The organism is Dyadobacter soli (assembly GCF_900101885.1).
Classification (GTDB): Bacteria; Bacteroidota; Bacteroidia; order Cytophagales; family Spirosomataceae; genus Dyadobacter; species Dyadobacter soli.
In genome coordinates, this window is sequence record NZ_FNAN01000023.1 from 1 (window position 1) to 21,284 (window position 21,284).

Consider the following 21,284-nt stretch of genomic DNA (forward strand, 5'->3'; position numbering starts at 1 on the left):
TCTGTCATTCTCTAAAATGCCATACATTAACAGGTAAAACATCTTTTTACCATGCAGGACTTTGGTGTAATGATCAACCCTGGTAGTTGCCGAAAGATGGGCGATAAGGGCTTCGGGAATGAAACCTAAAAGATGATTGATGTTAACCTTGTGATCTTTAAAAACGGGCATATCTTGCTGACTATCAATTACTAAAGATAATCAATTTGCCTCGTAAAACCAACAATAAATAACTAAAAATCAACTGATTAACCAATAAAAAACAGCCCCTATGAAACAAAAAAAGTCGGAAGAAAAATCTTCCGACCATGACTGACTCGGTGTCCGCTTTTTTCGTATTCGTTATTCCCATTCGATGGTTGCAGGTGGCTTCGAAGAAATGTCGTAAACGACCCTGTTCACCCCTTTCACCTTATTGATAATGTCGTTGGATACTTCCGCGAGGAAATCGTAAGGCAAATGCGCCCAGTCGGCAGTCATACCGTCCACCGACGTTACCGCGCGCAGCGCAACTACGCGCTCATACGTGCGCTCGTCACCCATAACGCCTACGCTTTGCACAGGAAGGAGCATGGCGCCCGCCTGCCAAACGTCTTTATAGAGGTTCCATTTGCGGAGACCGCCGATAAAGATCGCATCCACATCTTGCAGAATAGCGACTTTTTCCTCGGTGATTTCGCCCAAAATACGGATTGCCAGACCTGGTCCCGGGAACGGGTGGCGGCTAAGGATCTTCTCGTCGATACCTAGTGTACGTCCAACCGCCCTTACTTCATCTTTGAACAAAGTATTCAGCGGCTCAACTACTTTCAGTTTCATAAAATCGGGCAAACCACCTACGTTGTGGTGCGATTTAATGGTCGCCGAAGGGCCTTTCACCGAAACGGATTCGATCACGTCGGGGTAAATGGTACCCTGTCCGAGCCATTTCACGTCTTCGATCAAATGTGCTTCCTGGTCGAAAATATCGATGAACGACTTGCCGATCGCTTTGCGTTTCGCTTCGGGGTCAGACAGTCCGTCGAGCTGTTGGTAGAAGTGCGATTTAGAATCTACACCTTTGATATTGAGGCCCATATCCTGGTAAGAATGCAGCACTTGCTCGAATTCATCCTTACGCAACAGACCGTTGTCTACGAAAATACAATACAAATTCTGGCCGATCGCGTGATGCACCAACGTGGCAGCCACCGTAGAATCCACACCGCCCGACAATGCCATTACGACTTTGTCATTACCCAGTTTCTTGCGAAGCTGTTCAATGGTATGTTCTACAAACGATTCGGAAGTCCAGTCCTGCTTGCAACCGCAAATGTTCACTACGAAGTTGTGAATCAGCTTTTTGCCTTCCATTGTATGGGTAACTTCCGGGTGGAACTGGATCCCGTAGGTCAATTCGTCTTCAACTTTGAATGCAGCCACCTTCACCGATTCCGTGGAAGCGATCACGTGGAAGTTCTGCGGTGCGCGAACGATGGTATCGCCATGCGACATCCACACCTGCGACGATTCCGACAAACCCGCCAGCAATGAAGAATCCGGATCACCGATTTCCAGCTTAGCACGACCATATTCACGGTGCTGCGACGGTTTCACATCGCCGCCAAGCTCCTGTGCCAACAGCTGCGCACCATAGCAAACGCCCAGCAGCGGCAATGTTTTGCGGAATTTGTTGAGGTCGACCCGGGGAGAATCCTCGTCCCTTACCGAACAGGGGCTACCTGAGAGAATGACACCTTTGACGTTGGGAGTGAGTTCGGGGAAGTTGTTGTATGGGTGGATTTCACAATAAACGTTCAGTTCGCGAACTCTGCGTGCAATTAACTGGGTGTACTGTGAGCCAAAATCTAAAATCAGAATTTGTTCAGTCATATATATACTATCTAAAACGCAAAGGTAGGGAGATTGGGTGAAAAGCAAAAAACGAAGTTGAAACTTCGACGTTTCTGACGTTCAAATACCTATTTAACCGTTTAAACTTTTTTCCAGCCAATATGCAACTTCCTTTTATCCCTTTGTATCTATAAGCCGAAAGATAGACACACACCACTTATATAACATACTCGCCTTTTATGTAATCAAAGGTTCTATGTTATACCTAGTACCTATCTTTGCAGCGTACCTAATGGAATCACTCACCCCGGTACGCTGAACTTTTAACTATTAGCCATGAAAATCTTAATGAACCTAACTGCAGCGCTGCTGCTGGGCAGTGGATTTGTGCACGCACAAGCTCCCCAGCCTCTTACCGGAAAAGGAAAAGTCACCGGCTCGGTGCTGGACGAAAAGTCGCAGCCGTTCCCGTTTGTGAATATCCTTCTCCTGCAAGCCAAAGATTCGGTGCTTGTAAAAGGGCTTGCAGCCGATGAGCAAGGAAAATTTGCATTCGACCAGGTGGCGGAAGGTAAATACCTGACGCTGATCTCGATGGTAGGGTATCAAAAAGCTTACAGCGAACCTTTCAACGTAAAAGATACTCCGGTAAACCTTCCTGTTTTCACATTAAAATCAGATATCAAATCATTGAGCGAAGTGACTGTGGTGGCGAAAAAGCCATTTATCGAACAGGAAATCGATAGAACGGTGGTGAATGTAGAAAACAGCATTGTTTCCGCAGGTGCAACGGCACTGGAAGTGCTGGAACGCGCTCCGGGTGTGACGGTCGATCAGCAGAACGAACAACTGAAACTGCGCGGCAAGGAAGGGGTAATTGTTCAGATTGACGGAAAACAGACCTTTTTATCTCAGCAGGAACTCATCACACTCCTACGCAACACGCCGAGCGACAACATCGAGAAAATAGAATTGATCACGAACCCATCCGCCAAATACGACGCGGCGGGTAACTCTGGGATCATTAATATCAAAATGAAGCGCAACAAGAACTACGGCACGAACGGTAACATCAACCTAGGCGGCGCGTGGGCGAAATACGGCCGCGCGAATGCCACCGGAACGCTTAACCACCGGGCGGGGAAAATAAGTACATTCATCAGCGGCGGCGCTTTTTATAACAAAGGATTCAACAATAACGACATTTACCGCACCATTCCTTTCGAGGACAAAGTGACGATTTTCGACCAGAAAACGGAGCGCATCAACCGATCGGAATACTATAATGTGCGTGCCGGCCTCGACTATTTTGCAACGGACAAAACCACAGTGGGCGTACTGGTTTCCGGGTTCTATAATGATTGGAGCAACCCGTTCGGGCAAACCAACACCCGGATCCTGAACGAAGACCTTAGCCTGCAACGGACGTTCCGGACCAACGTTTTCAATGGCGGTAAAATGAATAATATCAGTTCCAACGTGAATTTGAAACACCAGTTCAATGATAAAGGAAAAGAGCTGACCTTCGACCTGGACTACGTGCATTACGGCGGCAAAAAGAAAAGTGAGCTGGATACCCGGTACTTCAACGCGAACGGCACGCCCGACGAAGCAGCTACGGAAATCGTACGCAACGATATGCCTTCGGACATCAACATTGCGATGGCGAAACTGGATTACACGCAGACGATCGGCAAAGGCAAGTTTGAAACCGGCTTGAAATCAAGTTATGTGACTTCGGATAACGATATGGTGTTCGAAACGTTTGCCGACGACTGGCAGCTGGACCCGAAACGCTCCAACCGCTTCAAATACACCGAAAACGTGAATGCGGCTTATGCGAACTATGCCGGTGCTATTTCGAAGAAGATCAAATACCAGTTGGGCGTTCGTGCGGAACACACACATTCGATCGGTAACTCGGTGACATTGAACCAGAAACGCGACAGAAATTACATTAACTTTTTCCCGAGCGTATTTCTCTCGAACCAGCTGGATACGAACAATGTGATCAACGTCTCGTACAGCCGCCGGATCGACCGTCCGAACTACCAGTCGCTGAACCCGTTCGAGTTTTACCTCGACCCTTACACATTCCAGCGCGGTAACCCGAACCTGAAACCGCAGTACACGCATTCGTTCCAGTTGGTGCACGTTTACAAAAACGCATTGAATACGACGCTGGCTTACAGCCGCATTAAGGATATGATCGCGGACGAGCTGCCCCAGCAGATCGCTTCGGAGAACAAGACATTCGTTACCTCGGATAACCTTGATAACCAGGACAATATCAGCCTGACCGTCTCATTCCCGATACCGGTCACTAAATGGTGGCAAGTGCAAACGAACTTTACGGGTGTTTACAACCATTACAAGTCATATTACCTGGAACAACAGCTGGAAATCAAGCAGGTATCCTGGAATATGTATGCGAGCAACCAATTTACTATCGGTAAGGGATGGTCCGCTGAGCTTTCCGGATGGTATAATAGCAGGCAGTTCTACGGATTGTACGCAGCCCGCCCGATGGGAATGATCAATGCAGGTTTGCAAAAGAATATCCTGAACAAAAAAGGAACGATCCGTTTCAATGTGAACGACATCTTCTGGACCAACCGCTTCAATGGTACCGCGGTGTACAAGGATATCGATTTCAGAGTGCGTTCCGAATGGCCCAGCCGCCAGTTCAGACTCACCTTCACTTACAACTTCGGTAACCAGAATGTGAAGGGCGCCCGCCAGCGCAACACCGGATCGGATGATTTGCAGAAACGCGCAGGCGGCAATTAAAAGTGGAATCCCGGCCGAACGAGGCCAGTGTTCATAAATTAGTTAGGTTTGTTATGCAGAAAATCCATCCCGCGATGTGCGGGATGGATTTCTTTTTTGGTATTAACCTAAATATCGAAATGCTTATGCTTGCAGCGCGGCAACACCCGGAAGCACTTTGCCTTCCATGTATTCCAGCAATGCACCGCCGCCCGTTGAAACGTAGCTCACGCGGTCGCCGTAGCCTGCATTGTTGATCGCCGAAGCCGAATCACCACCGCCGATCAGCGAGAATGCGTCGTTTTCTTCGGTTACCGATACTACCGCCTCAGCGATGGCATTGGTACCTTTCGCGAAGTTCGGGAATTCGAAAACGCCCATCGGGCCGTTCCAGAGTACGGTTTTGGATTTTCTGATAATGTCAGCGAAAATCTCCGCGGTTTTAGGGCCGATATCCAGACCTTCCCATTCGTCGGGAATATTACCAGCCTCTACCACTTTGCGTTCCGCATCGTTCGAGAATTTATCGGCGATCACGGTATCCACCGGCAAAATCAGGTTGATACCTTTGGCTTTCGCTTTTTCAACGAGTTCAAGCGTAAGGTCTTGCTTATCCGCTTCGAGCAAAGACTTGCCGATGCTTCCGCCTTGTGCTTTGGAGAATGTATATGACATACCGCCGCCGATGATCAGGTTATCTACCTTATCGAGCAGGCGTTCGATGATCAGGATTTTGTCGGAGATTTTGGCACCGCCCATGATCGCTGTGAAAGGTCTTTCCGAATGTTCGAGCAGACGTTCTGCGTTATCCAGCTCCGCTTGCATTACATAACCGCAAACTTTGTCGGTGAAGAATTTACCGATCACAGCCGTGGAAGCGTGCGCGCGGTGTGCGGTACCGAATGCATCCATTACCCACACATCGCCCAGTTTCGAAAGTTTCTCAGCGAACTCTTCGTTACCTTTTTCTTCTTCTTTATAAAAACGCAGGTTTTCGAGCAACAAAACTTCTCCCGGCTGCAATGCGGCTGCCAGCTCGGTAGCGCTTGCGCCAATGCAATCGTCGGCAAACTTCACGGTTTTGCCCAGGATGAGCGAAAGCGGGTTTACCAGGTGTTTCAGGGAGTATTTTTCGGTAGGACCGTCCTTCGGGCGACCCAGGTGTGACATTAAAATGACGGAACCGCCGTCATTAAGAATCTTGCTGATTGTAGGAATGGTCGCACGGATACGGGTATCGTCCGTGATCTCAAATTTTTCATTAAGCGGGACATTGAAATCCACGCGTACCAGGGCTTTTTTCCCTGAAAAATCATAAGAATCTAATGTTGTCATGGGCAGGTAAAATTGATTTCCATAGGTAGCAAATGTAAATCAATTTCTTAATTATATACTATGCTTTTCAGAAAACACGGCTGCCATAATAGCTATAATCCAATTTTTACCTTTCATTTTTCTATAAAATTGCGAATTAACCAAATTTTAATATAATCATCCCGCACTTACCGTTGCCAATACTTTCACCGCCGAAGTTTCAACCTAAAAACATTCACTCATTCTCTCATTGACTCATTCACTCATTCCATATTTTTGGTAACTTTATTTCTTCATCAACTAAAAAAAGTAACCGTTTTGTCCGCCAAGTTGACCGATCCGTTCGCCCAGGAACAGGTGTTCCCCACGGATTTACCACCCAAGTACTATCTCGAATATTTCAATTACGTGCTTGCGTTCGTGCGCAGGCGCTACGCCCACATATTACACGAGCCCGAGCTGGAATTTCTGGATAATTACGAATCGCTTTCTGAGGATGCGCGATGCCTTTTTATCCGTTTCAGCAACCGTAGCAAATCGTTTTTCCGCACCAACAGCCTTTCCTATGCAGAAATCGAGGACATGCCCGCAGTGCTTACCGAGCTCCTCGACCGCGACTTCATCGAAACGCTTTGCGAAGCGCACGAAAGTCGTTTCGGAGAAGTAATCGACCTTTTCACCAAACCGGAATTGCTGGAAGTCACCAAACTGCTCCAACCGGACGTAATGCCTTCCAAAAGTATTAAAAAGCCCGATCTGGTACGCTGGCTGCTGTATGAATATGAGTTTTCGGTGCTGTGCGAGGTGATCGGGGAAATAGAGCCGGTGGTGAAAGTATCGTTCGAAGCGGAGGTAATGCTGATGAAATTCCTTTTTTTCGGCAACCGCTACGCCGATATGACTGAATTCGTCGTCCGGGACCTGGGGCACGTGCGGTTCCAGTCGTTCGATGAGCAGTATCTCTCCATCCAGTTCGATACCCGGAAAGACGCTGACGATACATTGATGGTATCGTTGATGAAGGAAACTTTCGATGTGATCAAGCAGGACCTGCCGCCGGAGGAGATTTACGACTGGTTCATGAACTGGCACGCTGCGAGCGGCACCGGGCTCAGTCATAAGGCTATACCTCCATTCAATACATTTATATTAAAGGTAAGCGCTTGGCTGGAACGCAAGAAAATGCTCTCTCAGGCGCTCACCATTTACCAGCTCACCAACGACGCCCCCGCCCGCGAGCGACGCGTGCGGCTGCTGTACAACCTGGGCGAGATCGACGAGGCGCTGGCATTATGTGAAGAAATTTCCGAAAGCCCTCAGAATGCCGACGAGCGCTTTTTCAGCCTGGATTTTTATGAAAAGATCAAAAATAAAAAGGCCCGGACCGTCAAACGGACGACCCAGGCCTTAAAGGCTGCGGAGGCGATCGAAGTACCGATTTCCTTTCGTTTCCGGGTGGAATTCGGGGCGATCACCTACTACCAGGAGCAGGGGTACAATGCGTTTTTCAGCGAAAACGAGCCGTGGCGTGCATTGTTCGGGCTGCTGTTCTGGGACATTATTTACGATACCAATGTGCAGACGATCCATAACCCGCTGCAACGCATTCCATCCGATTTCTTCCTCCCCGATTTCTATTTCAAACGGTCGGAACAATTGAAGGAACGGCTCGCCGCCGCGCATTCGCGGGAAATTATCGACGAGCTCGTTACACAGACATTTGCGGACAAATATGGCATTACCAATGTGCTCGTTCCGTGGTATGAAGGCGCATTGGAAAAAGTACTAACACTAACTTCCCTTTTGAGCCCCGAAAAGATCCACAAGATCATGCTCGAAATGGCGCTCAACCTCCGCGAAAACACCCGCGGCTTCCCTGACCTGCTGGTATGGAACGGCGACGATTACGCATTCATCGAAATCAAATCGCCAACCGACCATTTGTCGTCGCGGCAGCTGCATTGGCAGCATTTCTTCGCCGAACACGGTGTCCAGAGCCGCATTGTGCGGGTGAACTGGATCAGGGAGGACGTTAGTCTAATGTAAACTCGGCCGTCACAGGCAAGTGATCCGACGCATATTTCTCGTCGATTACCGTCGTGTTGGCACTTTTCAGCTTGCTCCCCTGCTTGTGCATGATGAAATCGATGGTTTTCCTGGGCACTTCCACCGGAATGGTAGGCTTGCAATCCGAGCATGAGCGGGTGAAGTACTTATCGAAATAGGCTATGACCGGGCTTTCAGGCGTTGCATTGAAATCGCCGCCGAGGATCATCGGTAATTCCGTTTCACCGAAATGCTTCATAATGGTTTCGGCCTGGTGAATGCGGTTGGGTTCTTTGAGGCCCAAATGCGTGCTGGCAAATATTAACCGGCGGTTATCCGGCAATTTAACGGTCACCGCGGCTATCGTCCGGTCTTCTTCCTTCAATTCCGGGCGGATAGGCAATGCGAATTTCGCCGAATCGACGATCGGGAATTTAGTCAAAACCGCCACGCCGTAATCGCCGCCCTGGTGATCGATCGCTTTGGAAAAATAAAACTTCATACCCGTAAGCTCGGCGAGTTGCTGCGCCTGGTTCTTGCCCTTGCCGGAGCGCTCGGTATTCACGTCTACTTCCTGTAATGCCACAAAATCGGGCTTTTCGGCATTGATCACTTTCGCAATGGCTTCCACGTCGATCTTGTCCCCGGCGGAGGGCGGGTTACAATGGTGGATGTTGTAGGTCATGACCTTGAAACGCTGCTTTTTGGCAGGCCGGTCGGGCAACGTTCCTGCTACTCCGTTGAGTGCGAGGAATGTGAGTAAAGGGAAAACATACTTCTTCATCGGTGGTACGAATGATTAGATTAATAATGCTCCAAAAATACCTATCATTACACATTCATTAACAATCCCTGCTTCATGAAGCTCCGAAAAATTCTGATCGCCGCGGCCGCGCTGACGGGCCTGGGCGTTGCGCATGCGCAAACCAAACCGGAGGATGTAAAAAGTTTCACGCTCGGCAACGGCATGAAATTCCTCGTCCTCGAAGACCATTCGATTCCGACGGCCAATATGTACCTTTTCTGGAAGGTAGGCTCGCGCAACGAGGTCCATGGCATTACGGGCCTCTCCCACTTCTTCGAACACATGATGTTCAATGGCTCCAAAAGCTACGGCCCGAAGCAGTTCGACCGGGTAATGGAAGCCAACGGCGGCTCCAACAACGCGTACACCACTGAAAATGTGACCGTCTACACCGACTGGTTCCAAAAGGACGCCCTGGAAACAATCTTCAAACTTGAATCCGACCGCATCGGCCACCTTACCATCGACCCGAAAATGGTGGAAAGCGAACGCGGCGTGGTGCTTTCCGAGCGCAGTACCGGGCTCGAAAACAGCAATTACCGGCTTATCGGCGAGCAGGTGCAGTCCGTTGCATTCCAGGAGCATCCTTATATGTTCCCGGTAATCGGGTTTGAATCGGACATTAAGAGCTGGACGCAGGCGGATCTGGAAAACTATTTCAAAACTTACTACTCGCCCAACAATGCAACCGTGGTGGTAGTGGGTGATATCAAATTCGACGAGGTCAAAAAGCTGGCGGACCAATACATGGCGCCGCTTCCGGCGCGGGGATTGCCGCCTAAGATCCGCACGATCGAACCTGCGCAGAACGGCGAACGCCGTGTGACGACCTATAAGGACATTACCACGCCGAATCTGCTCCTAGCCTACCACGTCCCCGAAACCGCCCATGCCGATTACTATGCACTGGATCTGTTCAGCAGTCTGCTGAGCTCCGGCAACTCGTCGCGGCTCGTGAAGTCGCTGGTGATGGATACGACCATCGCTTCCAGCGTGTCCGCCGGGCTCGATAATGGCTTCGATCCGACGCTTTTCGCCATTTTCGCCGTGGCAGGCGATAATGTCTCAGCGGCCGACCTCGAAAAAGCCATTGAAAAACAGATCGATATGATCATTCAAAATGGCGTAACGGATGCGGAATTGCAGAAAGTGAAGAACCAGAAACTCATGGAATTCTACCACACGCTCGAAACGATCAATGGCAAGGCCAACAGCATTGGTACTTACGAGGTGTTTTTTGGTGATTATAAAAAGATGTTCGAAGCGCCGGAAAACTATAAAAAGGTGACAGTTGCGGATATCAAGCGCGTAGCAGGCCAGTATTTTACGGAACGCAACCGGACGGTCGGCTCCCTGCTGCCCGAAAATTCGAAATAGAGCCATTCAAAAATGAAATACGGAATGAAAAATATCATGTTGCTCATCCTGGCATTGTGCGCATTCGCGGCAAAGGCCCAGAATAATTTCAAAGTACCGCCATTTGAAAAGTTCAAGCTCAAAAACGGGCTTACGGTATACCTCATGGAACAACACGAAGTGCCGCTGATTAATGTTTCAGCCACTTTCGACGCGGGTTCGATCAACGACGGCGAGCGGTACGGCCTCGCCAGCCTGACGGCGGACGCATTGCTGTTCGGCACGCAGAAGTACACCAAGGCGCAGATCGAGGAAATGACCGATTACGTCGGCGCCAGCCTTTCCACCTATGCTTCGAAAGACGAGGCGGGACTAGGCGCATCATTCGCAGTGAAAGATCAGGACAAGCTTTTCGAACTCATCCAGCAGGTACTCATGTACCCGGTTTTCGATGCCACGGAGTTTGACAAACACAAACAGCGCACATTGCTCGAACTTGCGCAGGCGAAGGAAAGCCCACGGTCGGTACTCGGTAACTATTATAATGCATTCCTGTTCGGCAATTTTCCTTACGCCACGCCCACGACCGGCAGCAAATCAACAGTCGAAAAGATCGACGTTGCAGCTGTGAAATCGTTTTACCAAAACAATTACACAACCGGCAAAGGTGCGATCGCGATTGTGGGCGATTTCAAAACGGCGGATATGAAGAAAAAGGTGACCGCATTGTTCGACGGCTGGAAAACCGCCCCCGCCAGAATGGTGAAACGCGTGGCGCCCAACCTGGAATTCGACAAGGCGCGCGTATTGCTCGTGAATAAGGACGACGCCCGTGAAACTACTTTCATGATCGGCGGCAAGGGTATCGACTACAATTCTCCGGATTATGTACCGGTGGTGGTAATCAATACAATTTTGGGTGGCCGGTTTACCTCCTGGCTGAATGACGCGTTGCGCGTGAACTCGGGTTTGACCTACGGCGCAGGCAGCCGTTTCAGCCGCTACAAATATGCAGGTACATTCGGTATCAGCACTTTTACCAAAAATTCCACGACCGTTCCAGCAATGGATATGGCGCTGAGCGTCCTCGACAGTCTTCATAAGCATGGTATTAACGAAGAAATCCTCGCGTCCGCGAAGGCGTACGTGAAAGGCGAATTCCCACCGGATTACGAATCATCGGGCGCATTGGCGGATTTGCTGACTGATATGTTCACCTATAATTTCGATGAAAGTTTTATCAATACTTTCCAGGCGAAAGTCGATGGGCTGACTGTGGCACAGGCAAAAGAAATTATCGCGACTTATTTCCCGAAAGATAAGCTGCAATTCGTGCTGGTGGGTAAAGCATCGGAGATCAAGGACCAGGTCAAAAAATACGGCGAGCTGAGCGAAAAGCAGATCAAGGCAGACGGATTTTAGTATATCGATAACAGGTGCTGCTTTTGGCAATACCTATCTAAAACAATCAACGAAATGACAATGAAAAAACTAATCGGTCTGGGCTGTCTGGCAGCTGCATTGCTGGGCGGGAGCGACCTTTTTGCGCAAGGAAAGGTATATACCGCTCCGATCGGCTTACAGGCATATACTTTCCGCGGCAGCTGGGGCAAGGGCATCGAAGCGACGCTGGATACCATCAAATCGCTCGGCGTTACCGAAATGGAAGGTGGCCCTATCGCCGGCATGACCACCGAGGAACTCCGCAAGCAGCTCGACAAACGCGGCATTAAAATGCGTTCCATCGGTGCGGACTACAAGAAACTGAGCGAAAGCACTGCCCAAACCATCAAAGATGCCAAAATCCTCGGCGCTACTTACGTGATGGTAGCCTGGATTCCTCACGAAAAAGGCAATTTCAACCTAGAAACCGCGAAAAAAGCAGTAGCAGATTTCAACAAAGCCGGTAAAGAGCTAAAAGAAGCAGGTATTTCATTGACCTACCACAACCACGGCTACGAGTTCGTACCGTACGAAAACGGCACGCTGTTCGACTACATTGTTAAAAACACGAATCCGGAATACGTCAACTTCGAAATGGATGTACTTTGGACTGCATTCCCCGGACAAGACCCCGCGAAACTGCTTCTGAAATATCCTACGCGCTGGAAACTGATGCACCTTAAAGACCTGAAAAAAGGCGTGAAAGGCGACCTCTCCGGCGGTACGCCCACTACGAACGACGTAGCACTGGGCACCGGCCAGATCGACATCCCGGCGACTTTGAAAGCCGCGAAGAAAGTGGGTATCAAGCATTATTTTATTGAAGACGAAAGTCCTTCATACTTAAAGCAGATCCCGGTGACGATTGCTTATATTAAGGGGATAAAGGAGTAAAGGGAGGAAGGGGAGGAAAGGGAGGAAGGAAAAAGGCGCTGGTAGCGCTCGTACGAATCTCCGGATTCGTACATACTATTCGCAGGCCTCTGGCCGGTCTATACTGCAATATCGGTTTGCGGTACTGACCGGCCAGAGGCCTGCGAATATTTAGTCACGAAGGAAACCTTCGCGCCATTTTTTACACCTTCCTCCCCTTCCTCCTTTTCCTCCCTTTCCTCCTTTCCTCCCTTTCCTCCCTTCAAATCACCACCCCGGATTCTGCTTCAACGTTGGGGTGCGCTGCAACTCGTCTTGCATGATCGGGAAGAGGTAATGCCTTGGCGTTACGAACACGCGGCTTTCTACAAAATAGCGCTGCATCCGGTACTTTTTGCCCTCTACCACGATCTTTCCGTTTGCGTCTTCCACCGGCTTCATACCGTTGATCATCCTTTGCGTTTTCGGGTACGGCCAGTAGCCTTGTGAGCGCTGCTCGTTGGTCGCCCCGGCGCTCTGCCATGCCTGTTCGCGGGTGAGTTCTTTGGCCGAGCTGGCTTCTAGGTATAAGCGTGAAGTCCAGATGCGGTTGTTTTCGTAAAAGAGCTCTACCCTTCTCTCGCGTTTGATGTATTCGTCCATCAATGCTTTGTTCGATTGCGCCTCCGTCGGGATGGGCGCCATGAAAGAGCGCTTTCTCACGTCATTCAGCATTTGGTAAATTTCCGCATTAGGCCCGGCCGACTCGTTCACTGCTTCCGCATAAATGTAAATAAACTCAGGCAGGCGCCAGATCGGCGGGCCGCTGATGGAGAAGCTCTTGTCGCGGTTCCACGATTCCCGGAGGATTTTGCGCAGGAAATAGCCTGTCGTCGATGAGTTCGAAGCACCGATTTTATCCGCGCCGGTGGCAGTATTGATCACTTTTCCTTTGAAAGTTGAACCGTGATACACGATATCGCGGTAGAAACGCGGGTCTCTTTTCACACTTTCGTAAGGGTTACCATCGTCGTAGCCGTCGGTTTTGGCGCGGGTACCGTACACCGGATAGCCAAATCCATTCGGCGCAATGTATTCATATTCATCCACTTGCTCCTGCACCGGCATTTGGCGCGAGCTGCCACCCCAGCTTGGCGGGTAAATGTCGCCCTGCCAGTTGTTGTCCTTATCACGGGTGACGAAGAACACGGCTTCATTTTGGAATGACTGCATATCGTGGTACAGATCCCAGAGCCGTGCGGGCACTTTGGAATTGTTGTTGTTCACACCGGCATCGTCGCGAAAATCGGAAGCGTCGTGGCCCTGGTAGAGGCTGTAACGCTGGCGACCGTCGACTTTGAAATCGATTACCGCTTTGGCAGCTTCTTTGGCTTTCACCCAGCGATCTACATTATAGGCGTATTCACCGGCAAATTGGCGCGTATCGTTCGGGAAGGTTCCGCCGTTCCACATCGGCGTGGCGGCCATCCAGGAAATCATCGCTTTCAGACCCAGACAGGCCCCTTTATCCACCCGACCAAAATCAGCCCCGCCCCAGCTGCCAGGAACCCTGGCAAATGCTGAATCGCAATCCTGCCGGATTTTCTCCGCTATGGCATGGAATGACTCTTGCTTGAAATCCATTGGGCCGCTGGGCTGGATGGTGCTGGTAATGTAAACCACCTCCCCGTACATGCGCGCGGCCAGGTAATGGAAGTAGGCGCGCATGAAGTAGGTTTCACCGAGGCGTTTGTCGAGGTCGCCGGCTTGCAGCGGGTTATCCGGCGTGTTATATTTCTTCACACCTTCCAGGATCACATTGGTCTTACGGATGCGGGAGTACAAATCCCACCAGTACTGACCGCGGCTACTATTGTCGGGCATTTTATTGGGGTTCCAGTCACCGGTATTGAACTTGTTGGTAAGGCTACCTTCGGCGGTTGAGCCCTCCGCCTCGTCGGTCACAGGTGCCGAGGAGAAGTGGGAGAAAAAAACCAGCGGACTGTTGGAACCTTTGGCATTGTCGTACAGGTCGGTAACCAGCTGGTTCGTTTTGTTGTACCGGGTAAAAACCTGCTCGGCGTCCACCTGATCGTCGGGTTTCCGGTCGAGGAAATCCTGCTGGCAGCCCGACAGTACTACAAGACCGAATGCTACACTCGTAAATATTTTTCTGGTATTCATAAAAGTCAGGTTAAATCAGAATGAAATGTCGACGCCAAAATTCACCACCTTCTGGATCGGGTACCAGTCGCCGGAGCCCTCGCGGGTTTCGGGGTCCATATCCACATCTTTCAGCCCGTCCCACGTGAGCAGGTTCATGCCTTGCACGTAAATGCGGAAGTTGTCGATGCCGATCTTTTTGATCGCCGTTTTAGGCAGACTGTACCCTACCTCTATCGTTTTCAGACGGATGTATTTCGAATTGTATAAAAACAAGCTGCTATTGCCATTCTTGTTGTTGCTGTGATCGCCGAAATGCAATGCCGGATAAGTAGCGGTCGCCGCGGTTTCCGGCGTCCAGCGTTTCAGGTGCATGGGTTTCACTTTACCATATTTATCCTGGCTGAACAGCGGGAAATCATACACCGCCGCGCCGGAAAGCTGCACCGACGCCCGCGACGCCCCCTGGAACAATGCGCTGAAATCGAAGTTCTTGAAGCGGCCTCCTACCGGCAAACCGAACATCAGCTCCGGGTTACGCGGGTTACCAACAGCCGTGCGGTCGCCCAGGTCGTCAATTTTGCCATCGCTATTCAAATCCTTGTAAATCACATCTCCCGGGCGCAGCGTACCGAACGACTGGAACCCGCTGCCGTTGTTCATCGCATTCAGCTGATTAGCCTCTTCCTGGTTCGCCACGAAACGATCGAAAATGTAGTCGAAATGCTCGTCGATGCGCTTGCCGGTGTTGGCCCGGCCAGGTGAAGCGTACGGAATCTCGTTCATGAAAATGATCTTGTTGCGGGCAAAAGTCATATTCGGGCGAACGAAATAGGTAAAGTTTTTACCAATGCTGCCCGTCCAGCCGAGCTCGAAATCGAAACCTTTGTTGTTCACGATACCCGAGTTGAGGAACGGCGCGTCCTTACCCACGATGTCGGGGAAACCGAGCTTGTTACCACCGCCCATGTTGGTGATAATGTCGTAGCGATGCTCCCGGAAAAGGTCCAACGTCAGCGTAAGGTGTTTCAGGAATGTCGCGTCGATACCGATATTGGTTTTACGCGCCTTTTCCCAGGTCAGGTTTGGGTTAGCCAGGTCGCCTTCCGACAAGAAACCGCCCGCGCCGGAACCAAAATTGTCGGTACCGAAATTGTAATCGCCGTCGCGTCCTCCGAAATATTGCAAGTAAATAAAGCGCTTATCATCGGGGATTTTGTCGCTTCCCACCAAACCGAACGAGCCGCGGATTTTCAGGTTATTGAGCCAGTTCTGGGTATCGGTCATGAAACGCTCCTTCGTGAGCACCCAGCCCGCCGCTACCGACGGGAAGAAACCGTAACGTTTCCCTTTCGCGAAATTCTCGGAGCCATTATAAGCCGCATTCACTTCCAGCAAGTAGCGGTCGTCGTAGCCATAGGTGGCCCGCGCCGTAACACCCTGGTAGCTGAACGGCACCTGGTTGTTGATAACCCGCTTCGACCGGTTGAAAAGTACCATCCCCGTCACGTCATGCAATCCGAAATTCCGCATGTAGTCGAGCTTGGCCTGGAAATAGGCGCGGCTTTCATTGTTATTGTTGTTATACCCGTTCCCGATCGTCTGGTCGATATTGTACTTGTTCCCCGACTTGTACGCACCCGCATAATGCCCGGGCGTGCGGTAAATGTCGCTTCCGGCAGTCGGTACGAACGTGGCATAGCCCGGATACTCGCGGTAGCCTTCCGAATAGGTACCCACCTTCCGGTCGATCCAGCCGCCGTCGTTGGCGTCGTAAGAAAACATTCCTTCAATGGCCAGGCCTTTGGTAATGAAGTTCAGCTTGTGGCCCAGCGAGAATGACCCATTGAGATAGGTATTTTTCTCATTCAAAAAACCGGTGCGGCTGAGTTCTCCGAGAATGTTGAAACGGTAAATCTGGTCGCCGTACAGCATTCCGAGCGGGTTATTGGCCTGGAAAACCTTATTCGCAGGGTCGTCGTTCGACTCCACTACGATTGGCAGATAAGACGGCTGCGTATTCGCGAGCTCCACGATCCGGGCGGCTGAGGTACCGGGTGCATTGCGATCTGTAATGCGGGCTCCGAGGTCGAGTTTGGCGTAAAAATTGTCCGTAATGTCGATATCGATGTTCGAACGGAAGTTGTAACGCTTGAAAACCGCCTGGGTATTATTCGCCGTCAGATCCGTATGACGGTAGTTACCATCCTGCTGGAAGTAGTTGGCCAGGACGAAATACCTGGCCCTCAACGACCCACCGCTAATAGATAAACTGTAATCATGCTGCACACCTGGCTTGAATGCATAATCGAAATAATTCCAATTATAGCCCAGCCCGTCGGAGTTATCGCCTTTCGCCTTGCGGAAATCGGCAATGGCCTGCTCGGAGAAGAGGTTCAACGTCGTCGGGTCCGCGTCCGGATTATCGTTTCTTCTCGCTTCATTGTAAAGCATCGCATAGTCCGCCGAACCGAGGTAAGTCGGGAATTTCACTGGATTATTCACCCCTACCGATGCTTTGAAATTCACCGTCGCCTTATCCTGCACTTTTCCGCGCCGCGTGGTGATCAGGATTACGCCATTGGCACCACGCACACCATAAGGCGCTGTGGCCGAGGCGTCTTTCAAAATCGTAAACGTTTCAATTTCCGAAGGCGCGAGGTAATCCATACTCCGTTCGAGGCCGTCGATGATCACGATCGGCGCCTTGTTTCCGTAAGTAGCCGTACCGCGAATGAAAATGTCGCTCCGGTCCACACCCGGCTCGCCGCCGCTGAACTGGTTCGCAAACAAACCCGGTAACCTTCCCGCCAATGCATTGGTGATGCTGGCCGTCGGGCTTTGCTTCAAATCTTCCGTAGTAATGGTTGCAATAGAGCCGGTAATAGTGGCCTTGCGCTGCGAGCCATACCCAATGATCACGATTTCTTCCAACCCATTCAAATCTTCTTCCAGCTGAATGCTGAGCGTCGTCTGAGTGCCTACCGTCTGTTCTTTTTTGAGATACCCGATAAAAGACACCACCAGCACATCTCCCGCCTCGGCTTCCACGGTAAACTTTCCCGAAGCGTCGGCCGAAGTCCCCTTATCGGTGCCTTTTACGATCACCGTCGCACCGGGTAACGGATTACCTTTCGCATCGGCAATGGTCCCCGTGATCTCACGGATAATCGTCTCGGGCACAACCGGCAGTTCAACCTTTCGTACGGGGCCGGCCCCGTCTTTCTCCTCCTTTTTGTAGATCGCGATTTGCTTACCTATTACCTTATACGTCAGGTCTGTTCCTTTCAGCGCGGCATTCAGGATAGCCGGCACGGTTTCGTTTTTCAGGTCCAGGTTGACATTGACCTCCTGTTTACCCGAAAAAAGATCATCCCTGTAAAATATGCGGTAACTGGTTTGTTCCTGAATTTGCCTGAACAGCGTGCCCAGATTTCCGTTCCGGATTTTGACATCCATCCTGCTTTTCTGAGAATACCCCGTTGCATGCACGCTCATCATCCCGACCCATAACAGTACGACTGTCAGTTTCATGATTCTCAGCATTTTTGATGGGTGCAATTTTCCCAAAGGGCAATACCCTTTCTGGTCAAATTTTTTCATAAATTTGATTTGACTTTTGTTAATACAATGGTTTAAGGATCACTTGCTTGCCGGCAAGTGTGAAGGATCGGGAAACGTTGCCGCGTTTCCCGTTTTTTATTGTTTGATAGTGCTTTCTTCCAATACGTACCTCCTTTCGTTGTTAGGTTGTTGTTTGTAATTGAGCCCGGTTGTCAGCGCGAGCCCTTTCAATACATCGCGGACATCATCTTGCAGGATAAGCGATCCCCGAAATTTGACACCAGCGAGTTCCGGTTGTTTTAGTTCAATATCTACTCTGTAATACCGCATCACTTTTCGCAGGATTTCACCCAGCGGCGCCACATTCAGCACCAGGGAGCCGTCTTTCCAGGAAACATATTCCTGCACATCCACCTGCTGTGTTTGCAATACCGCCTGCTGCTGGTCGAAAATGGCCCGTGTGCCCGGTGTGATCTTCGTTTTCTTTGATCCGAACAATGTCTGCCGCTGCGTGGTGAGCTCCACGCTGCCCTTCGTGAGCACCGTCGCCGTGTAAGCATCATCATCATAGGCACTTACGTCAAACTCCGTTCCGAGCACTTTCACCTCCATATCTTTGGTATGCACGTAAAACGGTGCGTTTTCGGCATGGGTTACCGCGAAATACGCCTGGCCTTCGAGGTACACCTCGCGCTGGCCTTTATCGAAATGCGTCGGATATACCAGCTTGGAGCCGGAGTTCAGCCAGATACGCGTCCCGTCGGAAAGCGTCAGCACCGACCGCTTGCCATAGGGCACGATCAATGTATTAAACTGCTGATCTCCGGCCACCTGCTGGCCTATTGTCGATGAAGAGTCAACCTGAATGAGCGCCCCGTTCTGCTGGTACACGACGCTCGAATTCTCTTTCCGCAGGTTTATCGAACGCTTGTCGGCGAGAATCAGCCGGGTTTCTTCCGGAATGTCCCTCGCTTTGGAAGCTACGTCCTGCATTACCCTGGCCGAATCCTCGTAAAAAACCAGGTACCCGACGCCCGCCAGCAACAGCAACGTCACCGAAGCCGCCGCAGCGATCCAGAATGTGTTGAATGATCTTTGTTTTTTCTGTGAAATGGTTTCGCCAACCTGGTTCCACAGGGCATCCTTTTCAGTGGCAGAAAAGGTTTCGTTACGGAGGGTTTTAAACAGCAGCCTGGACCGCTCGCCCGCAACTCTTTCCTGTTCGGTCAGATGTTCCGGGTCCGGTATCGGCTCCTGTTTGTTGCTTTTTCTTTTCATGGAAGCGCTTGTTTAAACTACAAGAGCGCAACCTGCGGCAGATATAGACTTCTAAAAGGATTTATTTTAACAAAAAAGAGAAAATATTTTCTTAACAGCACATTATCAGGAAGATAGCACCGAATTCCAGCTTACCACGAAGCTCTTTCAGGGCACGGTACACGAAGGTGCGGCAGGTAGGGACGGAAATCTGCATAATCGCGGCAATCTCGTCGTAGTCGAGGTCCTGGTGGAATCGCAGATAGAGGATCTCGCGCTGGCGGTCGGGAAGGAGGTTAATTTCCGCGGCCAGATGTTGCAGGATTTCCCGCTCCTTTTCGTCCATAATGAGCTCCTGCTCGATGCTGAATGTGAATGCATTGATCGCCAGCGAATCCTCGGTATCCCAGCGGTCGAAACGCAGCATCGAAGATTTGCGGTGCGCCAGATGCAGCTTCCGGCGCAATGATTTGAGGAGATAGAACTTCGCATTGGCGTCACGGGCCAGGTTTTTCCGGTAGCCATGCAAATCGATAAACAGGTCATGAATGCAATCCTTCACCAGGTCGCGGTCGGAGCTGTACCGCATGCCGAATGCGTACAGCACGTCGGCGTACTGGTCGTAAAGGTCGCTAAACGCATCGGGATCGCCGGAAATGAAGCGTAGCCAGGTATCATGATCCGGATCGGAATGTGTCATAACGCAGAGTTCAATGCATATTTGCCCATAACGTTACACCAAACGTTTTTCCAAAATGGGGCATTAAATGTAATAAGTATCTATTAAAGTTATTAAATATCTCCTGTTTCTTCTACCTATTTTTATACCGGCATATTTCGGGCCGCCGCTACGCTTGCCAAGTGACCGGATACTTTTTACTTTGCATCAAAAAAGCAATCAACATGGAACCAGCACTATTGAATGAAGTCCCGTCGCTCGATTTGGCCGATTTCACATCGGGAGACGCCCGGCGAAAGCAGCAGTTTGTGAAAGACCTCGGCGCAGCATTCACTAATATAGGGTTTGTAGCTATTAAAAACCACGGGTTAAGCGATGACCTGCGCAATGCGCTTTACGAATCCGTACAGGAATTCTTTTCGCAGCCGGACGACGTCAAGAAAAAGTACGAGTTCCCTGAATTGTTCGGCCAGCGCGGTTATATCGGCAAAGGCAAAGAAACTGCAAAAGGTTTCAAAGTGGCCGATTTGAAGGAATTTTACCACGTAGGCCAGCCCGCGCCTGTCGGACAAATGCCTTCGAATATCTTCCCCGAGGAGTTTCCAGATTTCAAAAAACACACCCTCGAAGTTTACCATACTTTCGAAAACGCTGGCAAAACACTGTTGCGGGCGATTGCCATTTACCTGGATCTTCCAGAGGATTATTTTGAAGATAAGGTCAGAAACGGCGACAGTCTGCTCCGTGCGTTGCATTATTTTCCTATTCCAAACCCTGAACTGGTACCGGAAGGCGCCGTGCGGGCGGCGGCACACGGAGATATCAACCTCATCACACTGCTCATGGGCGCCAGCGCGGAAGGCCTGGAAGTGCTCCGCCGCGACGGCGAATGGATCGCCATTACCGCATTGCCCGACCAGATCGTCGTGAATGTGGGCGATATGCTCGACAGGCTGACCAACCACAAGCTCAAATCGACCATTCACCGCGTGGTGAATCCGCCGCGCGAGAAAATGGGGACGTCGCGCTATTCCATTCCGTTTTTTATGCACCCCCGCGCCGATATGGACCTGACCAGCCTCGAAAGCTGCGTCACACCCGAAAATCCAAAGCTATACGTCAATATGACTGCCGGTGAATTTCTCGATGAACGTTTGCGGGAGCTCGGTTTGAAAAAATAAAAGTACCCTCAGTTTGTCTTAC

The 21,284-nt window shown here is 50.5% G+C and carries 13 protein-coding genes; 6 read left to right on the top strand and 7 right to left on the bottom strand.

Annotated elements, in window-relative coordinates; all coding sequences use genetic code 11:
* Positions 1 to 342 precede the first annotated feature (342 nt).
* Positions 343 to 1,872 (bottom strand): glutamine-hydrolyzing GMP synthase, encoded by a 1,530-nt coding sequence (gene guaA / locus BLQ88_RS30435; protein ID WP_090156800.1) that lies wholly within the window; start codon positions 1,870 to 1,872, stop codon positions 343 to 345.
* A gap of 309 nt (positions 1,873 to 2,181) precedes the next feature.
* On the opposite strand from guaA, the gene BLQ88_RS30440 reads away from it, so the two are divergent.
* Positions 2,182 to 4,623: a TonB-dependent receptor gene (locus BLQ88_RS30440; RefSeq protein ID WP_229212934.1), complete on the top strand. Its 2,442-nt coding sequence runs from the start codon at positions 2,182 to 2,184 to the stop codon at positions 4,621 to 4,623.
* A gap of 123 nt (positions 4,624 to 4,746) precedes the next feature.
* Here BLQ88_RS30440 and BLQ88_RS30445 read toward each other — a convergent pair whose 3' ends face one another.
* On the bottom strand, positions 4,747 to 5,937 hold the full coding sequence (locus BLQ88_RS30445) for a phosphoglycerate kinase (RefSeq protein WP_090156802.1): 1,191 nt from the start codon (positions 5,935 to 5,937) through the stop codon (positions 4,747 to 4,749).
* Between the two features lie 297 nt (positions 5,938 to 6,234).
* On the opposite strand from BLQ88_RS30445, the gene BLQ88_RS30450 reads away from it, so the two are divergent.
* Positions 6,235 to 7,962, top strand: coding sequence for a VRR-NUC domain-containing protein (locus BLQ88_RS30450; protein ID WP_090156803.1), 1,728 nt, complete (start codon positions 6,235 to 6,237; stop codon positions 7,960 to 7,962).
* Here the strand turns inward: BLQ88_RS30450 and BLQ88_RS30455 are convergent.
* Complete coding sequence (locus tag BLQ88_RS30455) at positions 7,949 to 8,746, bottom strand: endonuclease/exonuclease/phosphatase family protein (protein WP_090156804.1); 798 nt, start codon at positions 8,744 to 8,746, stop codon at positions 7,949 to 7,951. The two genes, BLQ88_RS30450 and BLQ88_RS30455, sit on opposite strands and share 14 nt — an antisense overlap.
* 75 nt (positions 8,747 to 8,821) lie before the next feature.
* On the opposite strand from BLQ88_RS30455, the gene BLQ88_RS30460 reads away from it, so the two are divergent.
* The 3 genes from BLQ88_RS30460 to BLQ88_RS30470 are packed head-to-tail and all read left to right on the top strand — an operon-like array spanning position 8,822 to position 12,460.
* Entirely contained in the window at positions 8,822 to 10,144 is a 1,323-nt protein-coding gene (locus BLQ88_RS30460; protein ID WP_090156805.1) for a M16 family metallopeptidase, read from the top strand.
* 24 nt (positions 10,145 to 10,168) lie between these two features.
* A complete protein-coding gene (locus BLQ88_RS30465) occupies positions 10,169 to 11,545 on the top strand; it encodes a M16 family metallopeptidase (RefSeq protein WP_090156901.1) in 1,377 nt (458 codons plus the stop codon).
* A gap of 60 nt (positions 11,546 to 11,605) precedes the next feature.
* Complete coding sequence (locus BLQ88_RS30470) at positions 11,606 to 12,460, top strand: sugar phosphate isomerase/epimerase family protein (RefSeq protein ID WP_090156806.1); 855 nt, start codon at positions 11,606 to 11,608, stop codon at positions 12,458 to 12,460.
* Between the two features lie 246 nt (positions 12,461 to 12,706).
* On the opposite strand, the gene BLQ88_RS30475 is transcribed toward BLQ88_RS30470, so the two are convergent.
* The 4 genes from BLQ88_RS30475 to BLQ88_RS30490 all read right to left on the bottom strand — a co-directional run bounded on the left by BLQ88_RS30475 (position 12,707) and on the right by BLQ88_RS30490 (position 20,102).
* Entirely contained in the window at positions 12,707 to 14,602 is a 1,896-nt protein-coding gene (locus BLQ88_RS30475) for a RagB/SusD family nutrient uptake outer membrane protein (protein ID WP_090156807.1), read from the bottom strand.
* 15 nt (positions 14,603 to 14,617) lie between these two features.
* Positions 14,618 to 18,115 carry a TonB-dependent receptor gene (locus BLQ88_RS30480; RefSeq protein ID WP_229212935.1) on the bottom strand — a complete coding sequence of 1,166 codons (3,498 nt, stop codon included), beginning with the start codon at positions 18,113 to 18,115 and terminating at the stop codon, positions 14,618 to 14,620.
* Between the two features lie 165 nt (positions 18,116 to 18,280).
* The gene (locus BLQ88_RS30485) at positions 18,281 to 19,423 is read right to left on the bottom strand and encodes a FecR family protein (RefSeq protein WP_090156809.1); all 1,143 of its coding nucleotides are present in this window, start codon (positions 19,421 to 19,423) and stop codon (positions 18,281 to 18,283) included.
* A 91-nt stretch (positions 19,424 to 19,514) separates the two neighbouring features.
* The gene (locus BLQ88_RS30490; protein ID WP_090156810.1) at positions 19,515 to 20,102 is read right to left on the bottom strand and encodes an RNA polymerase sigma factor; all 588 of its coding nucleotides are present in this window, start codon (positions 20,100 to 20,102) and stop codon (positions 19,515 to 19,517) included.
* 203 nt (positions 20,103 to 20,305) lie between these two features.
* Here BLQ88_RS30490 and BLQ88_RS30495 point away from each other — a divergent pair, with 203 nt between their 5' ends.
* Positions 20,306 to 21,262 carry an isopenicillin N synthase family dioxygenase gene (locus tag BLQ88_RS30495; protein WP_090156811.1) on the top strand — a complete coding sequence of 319 codons (957 nt, stop codon included), beginning with the start codon at positions 20,306 to 20,308 and terminating at the stop codon, positions 21,260 to 21,262.
* Positions 21,263 to 21,284 lie beyond the last annotated feature (22 nt).

Bases quoted from the DNA above. Each gene is read 5' to 3' on its own strand.
- BLQ88_RS30440 (WP_229212934.1), top strand. From the start codon at position 2,182: ATGAACCTAACTGCAGCGCTGCTGCTGGGCAGTGGATTTGTGCACGCA.
- BLQ88_RS30455 (WP_090156804.1), bottom strand. From the start codon at position 8,746: ATGAAGAAGTATGTTTTCCCTTTACTCACATTCCTCGCACTCAACGGA.
- BLQ88_RS30460 (WP_090156805.1), top strand. From the start codon at position 8,822: ATGAAGCTCCGAAAAATTCTGATCGCCGCGGCCGCGCTGACGGGCCTG.
- BLQ88_RS30445 (WP_090156802.1), bottom strand. From the start codon at position 5,937: ATGACAACATTAGATTCTTATGATTTTTCAGGGAAAAAAGCCCTGGTA.
- BLQ88_RS30485 (WP_090156809.1), bottom strand. From the start codon at position 19,423: ATGAAAAGAAAAAGCAACAAACAGGAGCCGATACCGGACCCGGAACAT.
- BLQ88_RS30465 (WP_090156901.1), top strand. From the start codon at position 10,169: ATGAAAAATATCATGTTGCTCATCCTGGCATTGTGCGCATTCGCGGCA.
- guaA (WP_090156800.1), bottom strand. From the start codon at position 1,872: ATGACTGAACAAATTCTGATTTTAGATTTTGGCTCACAGTACACCCAG.
- BLQ88_RS30475 (WP_090156807.1), bottom strand. From the start codon at position 14,602: ATGAATACCAGAAAAATATTTACGAGTGTAGCATTCGGTCTTGTAGTA.
- BLQ88_RS30470 (WP_090156806.1), top strand. From the start codon at position 11,606: ATGAAAAAACTAATCGGTCTGGGCTGTCTGGCAGCTGCATTGCTGGGC.
- BLQ88_RS30480 (WP_229212935.1), bottom strand. From the start codon at position 18,115: ATGAAACTGACAGTCGTACTGTTATGGGTCGGGATGATGAGCGTGCAT.
- BLQ88_RS30495 (WP_090156811.1), top strand. From the start codon at position 20,306: ATGGAACCAGCACTATTGAATGAAGTCCCGTCGCTCGATTTGGCCGAT.
- BLQ88_RS30490 (WP_090156810.1), bottom strand. From the start codon at position 20,102: ATGACACATTCCGATCCGGATCATGATACCTGGCTACGCTTCATTTCC.